Raw genomic sequence first — 14,786 nt, forward strand, 5'->3', positions numbered from 1 at the left:
GCCAAGTCCGCCGCCAAGACCGACGACAAGCCCGCCCCGAAGCCCGAGGCCTCCGCGTCCGGTGGCGACGACACGCAGGTGCTGCGCGGCGCCGCGGCCGCGGTCGTCAGGAACATGTCCGCCTCGCTGCAGGTGCCGACCGCGACCAGCGTGCGCGCGATCCCGGCCAAGGCGATGATCGACAACCGCATCGTCATCAACAACCACCTCAAGCGCACCCGCGGCGGCAAGATCTCGTTCACCCACCTGCTGGGCTATGCGATCGTGCAGGCGGTCAAGAAGTTCCCGAACATGAACCGGCACTTCGCCGAGACCGACGGCAAGCCCACCGCGGTCACGCCCGCGCACACGAACCTGGGTCTGGCCATCGACCTGCCCGGTAAGGACGGCAAGCGTTCGCTGGTCGTGGCCGCGATCAAGAACTGCGAAACCATGCACTTCGGCCAGTTCATCGCGGCCTACGAGGACATCGTGCGGCGGGCCCGCGACGGCAAGCTGACCGCCGAAGACTTTGCCGGCGTGACGATTTCGCTGACCAACCCCGGCACCATCGGGACCGTGCACTCGGTGCCGCGCCTGATGCAGGGCCAGGGCGCGATCGTCGGCGCGGGTGCGATGGAGTACCCGGCGGAGTTCCAGGGCGCCAGCGAGGAACGCATAGCCGAGCTCGGCGTCGGCAAGCTGATCACGCTGACCTCGACCTACGACCACCGCATCATCCAGGGCGCCGAGTCCGGCGACTTCCTGCGCACCATCCACACCCTGCTTCTCGACGACGAGTTCTACGACGAGATCTTCCGCGCGCTGGGGATCCCCTACGAGCCGGTGCGCTGGCGCATTGACAACCCCGACTCCATCGAGGACAAGAACGCCCGCGTCATCGAGCTGATCGCGGCCTACCGCAACCGCGGCCACCTGATGGCCGACATCGACCCGCTGCGGCTGGACAAGACCCGGTTCCGCAGCCACCCCGACCTCGACGTCAACACCCACGGCCTGACGCTGTGGGACCTCGACCGCGAGTTCAAGGTCAACGGGTTCGCCGGTCAGAGCCACAAGAAGCTGCGCGACATCCTCGGCCTGCTCCGCGACGCGTACTGCCGCCACATCGGCGTGGAGTACACCCACATCCTCGAGCCCGAGCAGCAGCAGTGGCTGCAGGACCGCATCGAGATCAAGCACGCCAAACCCACGGTCGCCGAGCAGAAGTACATCCTGAGCAAGCTCAACGCCGCCGAGGCCTTCGAGACCTTCCTGCAGACGAAATACGTTGGGCAGAAGCGGTTCTCACTCGAAGGCGCCGAGACCGTCATCCCCATGATGGACGCGGCGATCGACCAGTGCGCCGAGCACGGGCTCGACGAGGTGGTGATCGGGATGCCGCACCGCGGCCGGCTCAACGTGCTGGCCAACATCGTCGGCAAGCCCTACTCGCAGATCTTCACCGAGTTCGAGGGCAACCTGAACCCCTCGCAGGCGCACGGCTCCGGCGACGTGAAATACCACCTCGGCGCCAACGGCACCTACATCCAGATGTTCGGCGACAACGACATCGACGTTTCGCTGGTCGCCAACCCCAGCCACCTGGAGGCCGTCGACCCGGTGCTGGAAGGCATCGTCCGCGCCAAGCAGGATCTGATGAACGTCGGCGAGGAGGTCGACGGCTCCGAGCAGTTCTCGGTCGTTCCGATGATGCTGCACGGCGACGCCGCGTTCGCCGGGCAGGGCGTGGTCGCCGAGACGCTGAACCTGGCGCTGCTGCGCGGCTACCGCACCGGCGGCACGATCCACATCATCGTCAACAACCAGATCGGCTTCACCACCTCGCCGAGCGACTCCCGTTCCTCGGAGTACTGCACCGACGTCGCGAAGATGATCGGCGCGCCGATCTTCCACGTCAACGGCGACGACCCCGAAGCCGCGGTGTGGGTGGCCAAGCTGGCCGTCGACTTCCGGCAGAAGTTCAAGAAGGACGTCGTCATCGACATGTTGTGCTACCGCAGGCGCGGCCACAACGAGGGCGACGACCCGTCGATGACCCAGCCGAACATGTACGACGTGATCGACACCAAGCGCGGTGTCCGCAAGTCCTACACCGAGGCGCTCATCGGCCGCGGCGACATCTCGATGAAGGAAGCCGAAGACGCGCTGCGCGACTACCAGGGCCAGCTCGAAAGGGTGTTCAACGAGGTCCGCGACCTGGAGAAGCACGCGATCGCGCCGAGCGAGTCCGTCGAGTCCGACCAGATGGTGCCCGCCGGCATGACCACCGCCGTCGACAAGTCCCTGCTGGCCCGTATCGGCGACGCGCACCTGGCCTTCGGTGACGACTTCAACGTGCACCCACGCGTCAAGCCGGTGCTGGAGAAGCGCCGGGAGATGGCCTACGAAGGCAAGGTCGACTGGGCCTTCGCCGAGCTGCTGGCGCTGGGCTCGTTCCTGGCCGAGGGCAAGACCATCCGGCTGACCGGCCAGGACACCCGGCGCGGCACGTTCACCCAGCGCCACTCGGTGATCATCGACCGCGCGACCGGCCGGGAGTTCACCCCGCTGGAGCTGCTGACCGTCGACAGCGACGGCAACCCCACCGGTGGCCGGTTCATGGTCTACGACTCGGCGCTGTCGGAGTTCGCGGCCGTCGGTTTCGAGTACGGCTACTCCGTCGGCAACCCCGACGCGCTGGTGCTGTGGGAGGCCCAGTTCGGCGACTTCGTCAACGGTGCGCAGTCGATCATCGACGAGTTCATCTCCTCCGGCGAAGCCAAGTGGGGCCAGCTCTCCGACGTGGTGCTGCTGCTGCCGCACGGCCACGAGGGCCAGGGACCCGACCACACGTCGGGCCGTATCGAGCGGTTCCTGCAGCTGTGGGCCGAGGGGTCGATGACGATCGCGGTGCCCTCGACACCGGCGAACTACTTCCACCTGCTGCGCCGCCACGGCCTGGACGGGATCCGGCGCCCGCTGATCGTGTTCACGCCGAAGTCGATGCTGCGGAACAAGGCCGCCGTCAGCGATCTGCGGGACTTCACCGAGGCCAAGTTCCGGTCGGTGCTGGAGGAATCCACCTACACCGAGGGCACCGGCGACCGGTCGAAGGCCAAGCGGCTGCTGCTGACCAGCGGCAAGCTGTACTACGAGCTGGCGGCCCGCAAGACCAAGCAGGAGCGCGACGACGTGGCGATCGTGCGCCTCGAGCAGCTGGCACCGCTGCCGAAGCGACGGCTGGCCGAGACGCTGGACCGGTACCCGAACGTCGAGCAGTACTTCTGGGTGCAGGAGGAGCCGGCCAACCAGGGCGCGTGGCCGACCCTCGGCCTGACGCTGCCCGAGGTGCTGCCGGACAAGCTCGCCGGGATCAAGCGCATCTCTCGGCGCGCGATGTCGGCGCCGTCCTCAGGTTCGTCGAAGGTGCACGCGGTCGAGCAGCAGGAGATCATCGACGAGGCGTTCGGCTGACCTCGCCGGCCGCCGCTTCGGCCGCTCACCGAAGGAACGAGAACGGCACGCCGTCGGTGAGCGCGCCGACGGCGCGCGGACAGAAGATCGAGATGGCCAGGCCGGTGAACATCGTCGCCGGGCCGAGTGGCCGCCCCAGCGCCTCGGCGACGTCGGCGGCCACGTTGGCGGCGTCCTGTCCCGGCGCCGCCAGCCTCGGGCACACATCCTGGCCGACGCGCATCGCGGTGGCCGGGTCGATGTCGCCGAGGCGGTAACGCTGCAACGTGGACAGGAAGACGTCGGTGGCGGTGTCGGCCTGCGCCGGCGTCGCCGACATCGTCGCGGCCACCGCCGCCGACGCGACGAACGCGGCGACGGCCGCAGGGGTCAACTTCATGCCTTGAATGTCGTCGCGACGGCCGCGGCCATTACTCGCGCCTGCGCACCGGCCACCCCACCAGTGCGGTACCGCCGGTACCGTTTAGTGTCTATACGTCGAACAGCCAACGCGAGGGAGTGAACATGCAGGGCTTCGCCGGGAAGGTGGCCGTGGTGACCGGGGCCGGATCAGGCATCGGCCAGGCGCTGGCGATCGAGCTCGGCCGGTCCGGGGCGCACGTCGCGATCAGCGACGTCGACACCGAGGGACTGGCCGTCACCGAGGAGCGGCTCAAGGCCATCGGCGCCCGGGTCAAGGCCGACCGCCTCGATGTGACCGAACGCGAGGCCTTCCAGCTCTACGCCGACAGCGTCGCCGAGCACTTCGGCAAGGTCAACCAGATCTACAACAACGCCGGCATCGCGTTCACCGGTGACATCGAGATCACCCAGTTCAAGGACATGGAACGGGTGATGGACGTCGACTACTGGGGCGTCGTCAACGGCACCAAGGCGTTCCTGCCGCATCTGATCGCCTCCGGCGACGGCCATGTCGTCAACGTCTCCAGCGTGTTCGGGCTGTTCTCGGTGCCCGGGCAGGCCGCCTACAACGCCGCCAAGTTCGCCGTGCGCGGCTTCACCGAGGCCCTCCGGCAGGAGATGGGTCTGGCCGGCCACCCCGTCAAGGTGTCGTGTGTGCACCCCGGCGGCATCAAGACCGCGATCGCACGCAACGCCTCGGCCGCCGAAGGCCTGGACGCCGAGGAACTGGCCAAGACGTTCGACAAGAAGCTGGCCAGCACGACCCCGGAGAAAGCCGCCAAGATCATCCTCGACGGCGTGCGCAAGAACAAGGCGCGCATCCTCGTCGGCAACGACGCGAAGATGTTCGAGATCGTCATCCGCGCCGTCGGCGCCGGATACCAGAGCCTGTTCCCGAAAGTCGTCGCCCGGCTGACGCCCAAGGCGAAATAGCGGACCCGTCCTCCTCGGGCGAGCGGAAACAGGCGACGAGCGTGCGGAGAGTTCCTGATCCCGACGGCGTGTCCGCCGCAGACACGCACGCTCGCGGAGAGGAAGCGGACCCCTAGTTGCCGGTGCCCAGGGGGTGCTCGTCGAGCCACTGCCCTGCCACCAGCCCGGGATCGTCGCCCTCGGCGACCTTGCTGCGCATGTCGGCCAGCGAGCCGGTGTCCAGCACGCCGGCGATCTCGTTGAGCGCCAACACCTGAGACTCGGACAGCTCGTTGCGCCGGTACAGCGGCACCAGATTCTCGGCGCGGATCAGCGACGTGCTGTCCGACAGCACCACGATCTCCGACGGCACGTCCGGTGACGCGGTCGTCGTCCACGCGGCGTCGATCTGACCGGCGCGCAGCGCGGCGAACATCGCCTCGTCGTCGGCGAAGCTACGGGGCCGCGGCAACTTGCAGGTGCCGAGCGTCGCCGGGTGCGACACCGAACCGACCGCGCCGACCGCGACGTCCCCGCACCGGCGGGCCATCGCGCTGACGTCCCGTCCGCCCCACTCGTCGGCGGTGCGTTCGGTGACCGCGACGGCAGGTTTGTCCTCAGCCGACGTGGTGTAGTCGCCGGCCAGGATGCCCTCGGGCAACACCGAAAGAAGTGTGCGGTAGACCTGCACATCCGAGCGCGCCGCCGCGTCCGGCGCGAACCGGGTCAGCAGCCGGCCGGTGAACCCGGGCGCCACCTGCACCTCGCCGGAGTCCAGCAGACCGAGCGGGGTCTCGGTGGCCGTCACGTGCGCGGGGTTGCCGTAGAACCGCAACGCCGCCGCGTAGAGGTGAGCGATCAGCAATGACTCCGGATCGGGCTGCGAGCCGACCGGGATCGACGGCGGCGGTGGCGGGCCACCACAGCCGGCCAGCACGGCGGCAGCCACCACTGCGGACACCAGCCGCAGCCAGCGGTCCCGAAAACGCCTGCGGCTCAGGCGACTACCCCTGCGACGCCGCGGCGACCGCCGCCGCGACCGCAGGAGCGACCCGCGGATCCAGCGCGCTCGGCACGATGTGGTCGACGGCCAGGTCGTCACCGACGACGGAGAAGATCGCCTCGGCCGCAGCGACCTTCATCTTCTCGGTGATACGACGGGCCCCGGCGTCCAGCGCCCCGCGGAACACCCCGGGGAACGCCAGCACGTTGTTGATCTGGTTCGGGAAGTCGCTGCGCCCGGTGGCCACCACCGCCGCGTACTTGCGTGCCGCGTCCGGGTGGATCTCGGGATCGGGATTCGACAGCGCGAACACGATGCCGCCGGGCGCCATCGTCGCGATGATCTCCTCCGGAACCAGACCGGCCGACAGGCCGAGGAACATGTCCGCGCCGTCGAGGGCCTCGGCGACGCCGCCGGTGCGCCCCGCGGGATTGGTGCGCCCGGCCAGTTCAGCCTTGAACGGGTTCAGGTCGTCACGGCCGCTGTGGATGATGCCCTTGGAATCCAACACGGTCACATCCGCGATGCCCTTGGCCAACAGGATGTTCGCGCATGCCACGCCTGCGGCGCCGGCTCCCGAGATCACCACGCGCAACGAATGCATGTCCCGGTCGAGCGCCTTGGCCGCGCCGTGCAGCGCCGCCAGGACCACGATCGCGGTGCCGTGCTGATCGTCGTGCATCACCGGGCAATCCAGTGCCTCGATGACGCGGCGCTCGATCTCGAAGCACCGCGGCGCCGAGATGTCCTCCAGGTTCACCGCGCCGAACGTCGGCCGCAGCCGGATCAGCGTCTCGACGATCTCGTCGGGGTCATTGGTGTCGAGCACGATCGGGATCGAGTCCAGCCCGGCGAACGCCTTGAACAGCGCGCTCTTGCCCTCCATCACCGGCAACGACGCCGCGGCGCCGATGTCGCCGAGGCCGAGCACCGCGCTGCCGTCGCTGACGACCGCGACCAGCCGGTTCGCCCACGTGTACTTCGCGGCCAGCGTCTTGTCCGCCGCGATCGCCCGACTGACCTGCGCCACACCGGGGGTGTAGGCGATCGACAGCGCCCGCTGGGTGTCCAGCGGCGACTTCAGTTCGACCGAGAGCTTGCCGCCCTCATGAGCCTCGAAGATCTCGCTGTCCTCGATGACCACCCGCGGCGCGCGCTCCACCGATCCCACTGATTCCGACACGGGCGTCAGGGTAACCGACCCCTGGAACTCACAGGGACAGGTTCCCCCACGGTGAGGCCGACAATGTCGCGCCGGCGCGTACGATTTCCCGGTGCCCGAAGGGCGAGTTCACGGCCGACGCCCGCACGAGGGAGGTGACGATATGTCCTCGTTCCACCCGTCGTCGTCGCCGCGCCGTCAGCCGACCAAGGCTCGCGGGCTGCGCCGGCCCAAGGACGTCGACCCGGATTCCGAGCGCATCCACATCCCGGTCTCCCAGGCGATGGTCGACTGCGGCGTCTACTGCGAGGGACAGCGACTGCCCGGCAAGTTCACCCACGCCGCGGCGCTGACCAGAGTCCACGAACTCGAAGCAGAAGGCAGGTCCGCGTTCGTCTGGATCGGCCTGCACGAACCCGACGAACAACAGATGCAGGCCGTCGCCGACGTATTCGGCCTGGACGGACTCGCCGTCGAGGACGCCGTGCACGCCCACCAGCGGCCCAAGCTCGAGCGCTACGACGACATGCTGTTCCTGGTGCTCAAAACCGTCACCTACGTCGACCACGACTCGGTGGCCAAGGCCCGCGAGATCGTCGAGACCGGCGAGATCATGATCTTCGTCGGCAACGACTACGTCGTCACCGTGCGCCACGGCGAACACGGCGGACTCGCGGGCGTGCGCAAACGCCTGGAAGCCTCACCCGACAGCCTCTGCCTCGGCCCCTACTCGGTGATGCACGCGATCGCCGACCAGGTGGTCGATGCCTACCTCGCTGTCACCGAGCTGATCGAGACCGACATCGACGCGATGGAAGAGGACATCTTCTCCCCGCAGGCCCGCACCGACATCGAGAACATCTACCTGCTCAAGCGCGAAGTCGTCGAACTGCGCCGCGCCATCAGCCCGCTGGCGACCGATCTGCAGAGCATCGGCACCGACCACGACGACCTGGTCAACCCCGAGATCCGCCGCTACATGCGCGACGTCCTCGACCACACCATCAAGGCCTCTGACCGCATCGCCAGCTACGACGAACTGCTCAGCTCGCTGGTGCAGGCCGCGCTCGGCAAGGTGGCCATGCAGCAGAACGTGGACATGCGCAAGATCTCGGCCTGGGTCGCCATCGCCGCCGTGCCCACCGCACTGGCAGGCATCTACGGAATGAACTTCGACTCGATGCCCGAATTGCGCTGGGATTTCGGCTATCCCATGGTCCTGCTGCTGATGACCTCGGTGTGCGTACTGCTGTACCGCAACTTCCGGCGCAACAACTGGCTCTGACGCTCAGGTTGGATTGGCGGCTCGCCGCTCAGGCTGGATTGGCGGCTCGCCGCTCAGGTTGGATTGGCGGCTCGCCGCTCAGGTTGGATTGGCGGCTCGCCGCTCAGGTTGGATTGGCGGCTCGCCGCCGTGGGTCCGTGGGGTCGACCCCGTCCTGCACCCACGCCTGCCTCATCGCCTCGGCTCCCTTGAGCCGCACCCACGCCGCCTCCGTGGCCGTGATCGGCACCGCCGAGAGTACCGCCACCGGCGCCAACGGTTCGGGCAGCACGACGTCTTCGATGTCGCTGCGCCCCAACAGGAATGCGGTGAACGGCGCACCCTCCCACAGCGGTGTCTCTAGATCGATCAGCGCGTCCGGCGCCAGCACCAGGCCCTCGACCGCCGGGGCTGCCGCGAGGATCGCCACCGACCGCGACAGTCCGGTCGGCGCCGGACCGCGCAGCGCGACCATCACCTCCGCCCGGGGACCCTGCACCGGGTCGGCCACCATCTCGGTCGGATCCACCATCGGGTGTCGCGAGCATCCCAGCGAAACATAGTGCGCCGCAGCGTCACCCGGTCCGACAAAGCGCAGGACGTCGATCCGCTCGGTGCCGAGGAACGTGACACTCGCGACGTGTGGATCGGCGGTGACGCCGTTGCGGGCGAAGTGGTCTCGCAGATGCGCACGCACCCGGTCCAGAACCTCGCTCATGAGCCGGCCACCGGCAGCGACAGGTGGGCACCGGCCCTCGGGTCGAACAGCTGGACATGCGCCGGAACGCGAGCAGCGCCGGGCCCGTCGACACCGAAGACCGGGGCGCTGATCCGGGCGTAGGCGTCGATCGCCGCGGCGTCCTCGAGCGCGCCGTCGGCGTAACTCTTGGTCACCCCGTCCAAAACGATCTCAGCCATCGAGCTCCCTCTCACCGCACGCAACCGGCGAGCATGCCGACCCGTCCGACGGGATTGTCCCGCCGGGCAAAGCTAGGGCCAAAGCCTCGCCGGGCGCAACATCGTCGCCGCAGGGCGTAGCGCCCCGGCTAAATGGTCAGCCGCGCGAGCAGATCGCGGCCGCGTTCGGCGTTCTGCGGGTCGCAGAGCACGTCGTAGCGTCCGGCCACCAGTTGCATCGTCGAGCTGAAATCCCTTGTGCCGCGCGCCATCGCGTACGGGATGGCCGAGGTGATCAGCCCGAAGAAGACACCGGCGATCAGACCGGTGGCCAGGGCACTCCACGGATTGGGGCTGAAGAACCCGAGGATCAGACCGATGAACAGGCCCAACCAGGCGCCGGTGAGGACCCCGCCGCCGAGCACCTTCGGCCATGTCAGCCGTCCGGTCACCCGCTCGACCTGCATCAGGTCGACACCGACGATAGTGACCTGCTGGACGGGGAACTCTTGGTCCGACAAGTAATCCACCGCACGCTGGGCTTCGGCGTAGGTGGGGTACGAGCCGATCGGCCACCCCTTGGGCGGCGTCGGAAGACCCACCGGGCGGCCGCGGCCGGTGGCCGGTCCGCCGGGTGTCGCAGCGGGATTCTGTCCTGGCTGGAATTGACCTGTCATCTCATCTCACTCCTTCGCTACGACCTGCAACGCTAGTCCCTCTCGCCAACGCGCGGCACCCTCTCGGCGTGCCCGCAGCGGCGCTCACCTCGGCGTTCCCGTGGTTAGGCTAGGTTGATCAGCATGACGAATCCGGACAACGACGCAGACCGCAGCGAATCGTCCGATTCCACCCCGGGCGGGTCCGAACCGTCGTCGGCGGGCTTCGAAGCGCCGCCGATCGAGCAGGGCGACACCACCGATCCCACCGGGCTCCAGCCGCAGTACCCGCCGCCCCCGGCGTACAACCCGCCCCCGTCCCCCGGTTACGGCGAGACGCCCGGCTACCCGCCGACCACCGGATATCCACCGCCCGGAGGATTCGCGGCCCCGGACTACCCGCCGCCGGCGTATCCCCCGCCCTACCCCGCCGCAGGGTCCCCGCCGTACCCGACCCCCGGTTACGGCGCACCTGGCTACGGCGGACCCGGCTACGGCGCACCGGAATACGGGGCATCGGAGTACGGGGCCCCGTCTTATCCGCCGCCGCCCTACGGTGCCGGCGGTTACCCGCCCGCAGGCGGATGGATCGGTGCGGAGTACGGCTACGGGGCACCGGCCCCGCAGGGCACCAACTCGCTGGCGATCGGCTCCCTGGTGGCCTCGGGCATCGGCCTGTTCTGCTGTGTCGGTTCCATCATCGGCATCGTGCTGGGCGTCGTGGCGATGAATCAGATCAACCAGACGCAGCAGGAAGGCCGCGGCCTGGCGATCGCCGGCGTCGCCGTCGGGGTGCTCACCCTGCTGATCAGCGGCATCGCCACCATCGCGATCATGAGTTCCTGACCGCGGCCGTCACGCTCACCCGGCCGGCGGCTGGAACCTCTCACCCGTGCGCTGCATGCCCGCCGCGCGGCCCTTGCCTGCGATCACCAACGCCATCTTGCGGCTCGCCTCGTCGATCATCTCGTCGCCGAGCATCACCGCTCCCCTGGCGCCCCCGGCCTTCGACGTGTGCCACTCGTAGGCCTCGAGAATCAGTTCGGCGTGGTCGTATGCCTGCTGCCGCGGGCTGAAAATCTCGTTGCCCGCGTCGATCTGGTCCGGGTGCAGCACCCACTTGCCGTCATAACCCAGCGCCGCGGAGCGCCCGGCCACCCGCCGGAACGACTCGACGTCGCGAATCTTCAGATACGGCCCGTCGATCGCGGCGATCCCGTTGGCCCTGGCCGCCACCAGGATGCGCATCAGCACGTGGTGGTAGGCGTCCCCTTCGCGATAGCCCTCGGGTTGTTCGCCGACCTCCAGCGTGCGCATGTTCAGGCTGGCCATCAGGTCGGCGGGACCGAGCACCAGAGCCTGCACCCGCGGCGCCGCGGCGATCTCGTCGATGTTGGTCAGTCCCCTGGCGTCCTCGATCTGGGCCTCGATTCCGATGCGCCCCAAGGGGAGACCGTGGGTGGCCTCCAGTTGGCTCAGCAGCAGATCGAGCGCGTGAACGTGCGACACGTCGGTCACCTTGGGCAGCACCACGATGTCGAGTGCGGCCCCGGCCCTGGCGACGACCTCGATGATGTCGGCGTGGGTCCACGGTGTGGTCCAGTCGTTGACGCGCACGCCGCGCAACTGCCCGGCCCATCCCGGTTCGGCAAGCGCCGCGGCGACCTGCTCCCGCGCCTGCGCTTTGGCGTCCGGCGCGACGGCGTCCTCAAGGTCGAGAAACACCTGATCGGCGGGGAGACTCTTGGCCTTCTGGATCATCTTTGCGCTGCTGCCCGGCACGGACAGGCACGTCCGACGGGGCCGATACCGGTTTTCCACAACAACACTCTCTACCCTTTACAACCATGGTGTCCGTCAACAGGGTCTATGCGGCTCGGCTCGCGGGCATGGTCGTGCTCGGTCCCGACGGCGAATCCATCGGCCGCGTGCGTGACGTGGTCGTCGGCATCAGTGTCGTACGGCAACAACCGCGCGTGCTCGGCCTTGTCATCGAGTTGCTCACCCGCAGAAGAATTTTCGTGCCGATATTGCGCGTCACGGCCATCGAGCCGGGCGCGGTCACGCTGTCCACGGGCAACGTGTCGTTGCGGCGCTTCTCGCAGCGGCCCGGCGAGGTGCTGGTGCTCGGGCAGGTCATCGAGACCCGGGTCCGCGTCGACGATCCGGATCTGCCGGAGCTGGCCGGCGTGGACGTCGTCGTGGTCGATCTGGCCATCGAGCAGACCCGCACCCGCGACTGGATGGTCACCAAGGTCGCCGTGCGGCAGCAGCGCCGACTGGGCCGGCGGAGCAACGTCTACACCGTCGAGTGGCAGAACGTGCAGGGCCTCACCCCGTCCGGGCTGGCCATGCCCGATCAGGGGGTGGCCCAGCTGCTCGAGCAGTTCCAGGGCCAGCGCCCCGTCGAGGTGGCCGATGCGATCCGGGAGCTGCCCGAGAAGCGGCGCTACGAGGTGGTCAACGCCTTCGACGACGAGCGCCTGGCCGACGTGCTGCAGGAACTGCCGGTGGACCAGCAGGTGGCGGTGCTGCGTCAGCTCAAGACCGACCGCGCGGCCGACGTGCTCGAGGCGATGGACCCCGACGACGCCGCCGACCTGCTGGGCACGATGACCCCCGCCGACGCCGAGCAGTTCCTGCGGCGGATGGATCCCGAGGACTCCGAGGACGTCCGCCGCCTGCTGAGCCACTCACCGAACACCGCGGGCGGCTTGATGACCTCCGAGCCGGTGGTGCTCGCACCGGACACCACCGTCGCCGAAGCCCTTGCGCGCGTTCGGGATCCGGATTTGACCCCCGCGCTGGCGTCGCTGGTGTTCGTGGTGCGCCCGCCCACCGCCACCCCGACGGGGCGCTATCTGGGCTGCGTACACCTGCAACGCCTGCTCCGAGAACCGCCCGCCACGCTGGTCAGCGGCATCATCGACACCGACCTGCCCACCCTCGGCCCCGAGGACGCACTCGGCGCAGTCACCCGGTACTTCGCCGCCTACAACCTGGTGTGCGGACCGGTGGTCGACGAGAATCACCTGCTCGGCGCGGTGTCGGTCGACGACGTCCTCGACCATCTGCTGCCCGACGACTGGCGCGAACGCGAAGCCGAGACTGTGATCCTGGCCTCGGAGAAGGCGACATGAGCGAACCGTCGTCGCGGCAGCGCCTGGACACCCCGCGGGTCTCGCGCAGCCTGGCGCCCCGCCTGGACGTCGAGGCCGTCGGCCGGGTCAGCGAGCGCATCGCCCGCTTCCTCGGCACCGGCCGCTATCTCGCCATGCAGACGATCTTCGTGATCGTGTGGATCCTGCTCAACTTCGGCGCGTTCGCCTGGCAGTGGGATCCGTACCCGTTCATCCTGCTCAACCTCGCGTTCTCCACCCAGGCGGCCTACGCCGCACCGCTGATCCTGCTGGCCCAGAACCGGCAGGAGAACCGCGACCGCGTGTCGCTGGAGGAGGACCGGCGCCGAGCCCAGCAGACCAAGGCCGACACCGAGTACCTGGCCCGCGAACTCGCGGCGTTGCGGCTGGCCGTCGGTGAGGTAGCCACCCGCGACTACCTTCGCCGCGAGCTGGAGGAGATCCGGGAGCTCATCGAGGAACTGCACGCGCGCGCCGAGCCCGACAAGCCCGATTCCGGCAAACACGACACCGGTGACCGCCGGGCGAAGAGATCCGGCTAGACAGACGCGGCGATTGCTGTAACACCACCGTTGCCATATAGGTATGGTGACTTGATTCACAGATGGTCTAACAGCTAGGACGGTCGAGTGCACATTGGGGGATCCGCCCTCGAAGCGGCGCGACGGCGAGCGGGACAGTTCGTCCGGATGCCGGCCTTCGGGGTCGCCGCGGTACTCACACCACTCGTGCTGGCCGGCGCCGTCGGTGCGTCTGCGCCGTCGACCCACGCGCCGGTCAGCGACGCGGCGGTGCTGCCGCTGGCCGCGGTCGCGTCACCGCCCGCCGACCGTTCCGGCCCGTCGGTGGTGGCCGTGAAGAAGACCCCCACCCCGTTGCGCACCGTGGCCAGCGCCGCGTCCGCGCCGCCCCCGCCGATGATCGTGAACGCGCCCGGCACCCTACGCATCCCGTCGACTGCGCTGGCGGCCTACCGCAACGCCGAGACGATGATGGCGGCCGCCTACCCCGGCTGCGGGTTGAGCTGGAACCTGCTGGCCGGCATCGGCCGCATCGAGTCCATGCACGCCTACGGCGGCGCCACCGACGCGCGCGGCACCGCGGTGCGCCCGATCTACGGCCCGGCGTTGGACGGCACCCTGCCCGGCAACGAGGTGATCGTGCAGAGCCGGTCCGCCGACCGCGTGATCTACGCCCGCGCCATGGGGCCGATGCAGTTCCTGCCCGGCACCTGGTCGCGCTACGCCTCGGACGGGGACGGCGACGGGAAAGCCGACGTGCAGAACCTGTTCGACGCGTCGCTGGCGGCCGCCCGGTACCTGTGCAGCGGCAACATGAACCTGCGCAACCAGACCGACGTGATCGCGGCGATCCTGCGCTACAACAACTCGATGGCCTACACCCAGAACGTGCTGAGCTGGGCGGCCGCGTACGCGACCGGGGTCGTGCCGGTCGATCTCCCGCCGATCGTCGGGGCGGTGCCCGAGCTCGACGAGGTCACCACCACCGCCAGCCACCTCGACCGGCGCGCGGGTCTGGGCCCCGGGCTGCCGATCAACGCCACGGGCCTGCCCGCCAACGATCCGCTGGCGTTGATCCCGTTGATGACCCGCACCGATGTGGCCAGCCAGATCAACCAGAGCGTGCCGGGGTTCGTGCCCGGCCAGAGCCTGGGTCCGTTGCCCGGACCCGCTCCCGAGGCGGCGCCCCCTCCCGTTGCCCCGCCGCCGGCGTGGGTTCCGCCCTGGGTCGCGCAGCCGCAGCAACAGCGACAGCCCGAGTGCGCGGTGTTCTGCATCCAGGACCTCCCGCCCGCCGCTCCGGCGCCCGGCCCCGCCCCGGCTCCTGTGCCCGCGGCGCCGTTCGGCTTACCTCCCGGACCCGCGCCGGCGCC

The 14,786-nt window shown here is 69.1% G+C and carries 14 protein-coding genes; 7 read left to right on the plus strand and 7 right to left on the minus strand.

Annotated elements, in window-relative coordinates; translation table 11 throughout:
* Positions 1 to 3,456 (plus strand): multifunctional oxoglutarate decarboxylase/oxoglutarate dehydrogenase thiamine pyrophosphate-binding subunit/dihydrolipoyllysine-residue succinyltransferase subunit (locus tag MVA01S_RS22955; protein ID WP_060941704.1); only part of this gene is annotated, 3,456 nt, incomplete at its 5' end.
* Positions 3,457 to 3,481: 25 nt separating this feature from the next.
* Here MVA01S_RS22955 and MVA01S_RS22960 read toward each other — a convergent pair.
* Entirely contained in the window at positions 3,482 to 3,835 is a 354-nt protein-coding gene (locus MVA01S_RS22960; RefSeq protein ID WP_003931082.1) for a DUF732 domain-containing protein, read from the minus strand.
* A 125-nt stretch (positions 3,836 to 3,960) separates the two neighbouring features.
* On the opposite strand from MVA01S_RS22960, the gene MVA01S_RS22965 reads away from it, so the two are divergent.
* Positions 3,961 to 4,791 carry an SDR family NAD(P)-dependent oxidoreductase gene (locus MVA01S_RS22965; protein ID WP_003931081.1) on the plus strand — a complete coding sequence of 277 codons (831 nt, stop codon included), beginning with the start codon at positions 3,961 to 3,963 and terminating at the stop codon, positions 4,789 to 4,791.
* A gap of 112 nt (positions 4,792 to 4,903) precedes the next feature.
* Here the strand turns inward: MVA01S_RS22965 and MVA01S_RS22970 are convergent, their stop codons facing one another.
* Both MVA01S_RS22970 and MVA01S_RS22975 read right to left on the minus strand, forming a co-directional pair.
* Positions 4,904 to 5,740: a glycine betaine ABC transporter substrate-binding protein gene (locus MVA01S_RS22970; protein WP_040541629.1), complete on the minus strand. Its 837-nt coding sequence runs from the start codon at positions 5,738 to 5,740 to the stop codon at positions 4,904 to 4,906.
* Positions 5,741 to 5,774: 34 nt separating this feature from the next.
* Positions 5,775 to 6,917, minus strand: coding sequence for an NAD(P)-dependent malic enzyme (locus MVA01S_RS22975; RefSeq protein ID WP_003931079.1), 1,143 nt, complete (start codon positions 6,915 to 6,917; stop codon positions 5,775 to 5,777).
* Between the two features lie 181 nt (positions 6,918 to 7,098).
* Between MVA01S_RS22975 and corA the strand changes: the two genes are divergently transcribed.
* Positions 7,099 to 8,220, plus strand: coding sequence for a magnesium/cobalt transporter CorA (corA, locus tag MVA01S_RS22980; protein ID WP_003931078.1), 1,122 nt, complete (start codon positions 7,099 to 7,101; stop codon positions 8,218 to 8,220).
* Positions 8,221 to 8,323: 103 nt separating this feature from the next.
* Here corA and MVA01S_RS22985 read toward each other — a convergent pair whose 3' ends face one another.
* The 3 genes from MVA01S_RS22985 to MVA01S_RS22995 all read right to left on the minus strand — a co-directional run bounded on the left by MVA01S_RS22985 (position 8,324) and on the right by MVA01S_RS22995 (position 9,773).
* A complete protein-coding gene (locus MVA01S_RS22985) occupies positions 8,324 to 8,917 on the minus strand; it encodes a suppressor of fused domain protein (RefSeq protein ID WP_003931077.1) in 594 nt (197 codons plus the stop codon).
* A complete protein-coding gene (locus MVA01S_RS22990) occupies positions 8,914 to 9,117 on the minus strand; it encodes a hypothetical protein (RefSeq protein ID WP_003931076.1) in 204 nt (67 codons plus the stop codon). Before MVA01S_RS22990 ends, MVA01S_RS22985 begins: the two co-directional genes overlap by 4 nt.
* 128 nt (positions 9,118 to 9,245) lie before the next feature.
* The gene (locus MVA01S_RS22995) at positions 9,246 to 9,773 is read right to left on the minus strand and encodes a general stress protein (protein WP_003931075.1); all 528 of its coding nucleotides are present in this window, start codon (positions 9,771 to 9,773) and stop codon (positions 9,246 to 9,248) included.
* Between the two features lie 123 nt (positions 9,774 to 9,896).
* Here MVA01S_RS22995 and MVA01S_RS23000 point away from each other — a divergent pair, with 123 nt between their 5' ends.
* Complete coding sequence (locus MVA01S_RS23000; protein WP_003931074.1) at positions 9,897 to 10,598, plus strand: DUF4190 domain-containing protein; 702 nt, start codon at positions 9,897 to 9,899, stop codon at positions 10,596 to 10,598.
* A 15-nt stretch (positions 10,599 to 10,613) separates the two neighbouring features.
* On the opposite strand, the gene MVA01S_RS23005 is transcribed toward MVA01S_RS23000, so the two are convergent.
* Positions 10,614 to 11,573: an HpcH/HpaI aldolase/citrate lyase family protein gene (locus tag MVA01S_RS23005; RefSeq protein ID WP_003931073.1), complete on the minus strand. Its 960-nt coding sequence runs from the start codon at positions 11,571 to 11,573 to the stop codon at positions 10,614 to 10,616.
* Between the two features lie 26 nt (positions 11,574 to 11,599).
* Between MVA01S_RS23005 and MVA01S_RS23010 the strand changes: the two genes are divergently transcribed.
* From MVA01S_RS23010 to MVA01S_RS23020, 3 genes are all read left to right on the plus strand, one after another.
* Positions 11,600 to 12,892: a magnesium transporter MgtE N-terminal domain-containing protein gene (locus MVA01S_RS23010; RefSeq protein ID WP_003931072.1), complete on the plus strand. Its 1,293-nt coding sequence runs from the start codon at positions 11,600 to 11,602 to the stop codon at positions 12,890 to 12,892.
* The gene (locus tag MVA01S_RS23015) at positions 12,889 to 13,434 is read left to right on the plus strand and encodes a DUF1003 domain-containing protein (RefSeq protein WP_003931071.1); all 546 of its coding nucleotides are present in this window, start codon (positions 12,889 to 12,891) and stop codon (positions 13,432 to 13,434) included. Before MVA01S_RS23010 ends, MVA01S_RS23015 begins: the two co-directional genes overlap by 4 nt.
* Positions 13,435 to 13,581: 147 nt before the next feature.
* A partial coding sequence (locus tag MVA01S_RS23020) for a lytic transglycosylase domain-containing protein (protein WP_060941706.1) occupies positions 13,582 to 14,786 on the plus strand: 1,205 nt, incomplete at its 3' end.

This window comes from Mycolicibacterium vaccae NBRC 14118 = CIP 105934, assembly GCF_001552715.1.
GTDB lineage: Bacteria > Actinomycetota > Actinomycetes > Mycobacteriales > Mycobacteriaceae > Mycobacterium > Mycobacterium vaccae.

What these genes read in the sequence shown, in the direction of transcription:
- MVA01S_RS23015 (WP_003931071.1), top strand. Translation starts at nt 12,889, where the DNA reads ATGAGCGAACCGTCGTCGCGGCAGCGCCTGGACACCCCGCGGGTCTCG.
- MVA01S_RS23000 (WP_003931074.1), top strand. Translation starts at nt 9,897, where the DNA reads ATGACGAATCCGGACAACGACGCAGACCGCAGCGAATCGTCCGATTCC.
- MVA01S_RS23010 (WP_003931072.1), top strand. Translation starts at nt 11,600, where the DNA reads ATGGTGTCCGTCAACAGGGTCTATGCGGCTCGGCTCGCGGGCATGGTC.
- corA (WP_003931078.1), top strand. Translation starts at nt 7,099, where the DNA reads ATGTCCTCGTTCCACCCGTCGTCGTCGCCGCGCCGTCAGCCGACCAAG.
- MVA01S_RS22960 (WP_003931082.1), bottom strand. Translation starts at nt 3,835, where the DNA reads ATGAAGTTGACCCCTGCGGCCGTCGCCGCGTTCGTCGCGTCGGCGGCG.
- MVA01S_RS22990 (WP_003931076.1), bottom strand. Translation starts at nt 9,117, where the DNA reads ATGGCTGAGATCGTTTTGGACGGGGTGACCAAGAGTTACGCCGACGGC.
- MVA01S_RS22995 (WP_003931075.1), bottom strand. Translation starts at nt 9,773, where the DNA reads ATGACAGGTCAATTCCAGCCAGGACAGAATCCCGCTGCGACACCCGGC.
- MVA01S_RS22985 (WP_003931077.1), bottom strand. Translation starts at nt 8,917, where the DNA reads ATGAGCGAGGTTCTGGACCGGGTGCGTGCGCATCTGCGAGACCACTTC.
- MVA01S_RS22965 (WP_003931081.1), top strand. Translation starts at nt 3,961, where the DNA reads ATGCAGGGCTTCGCCGGGAAGGTGGCCGTGGTGACCGGGGCCGGATCA.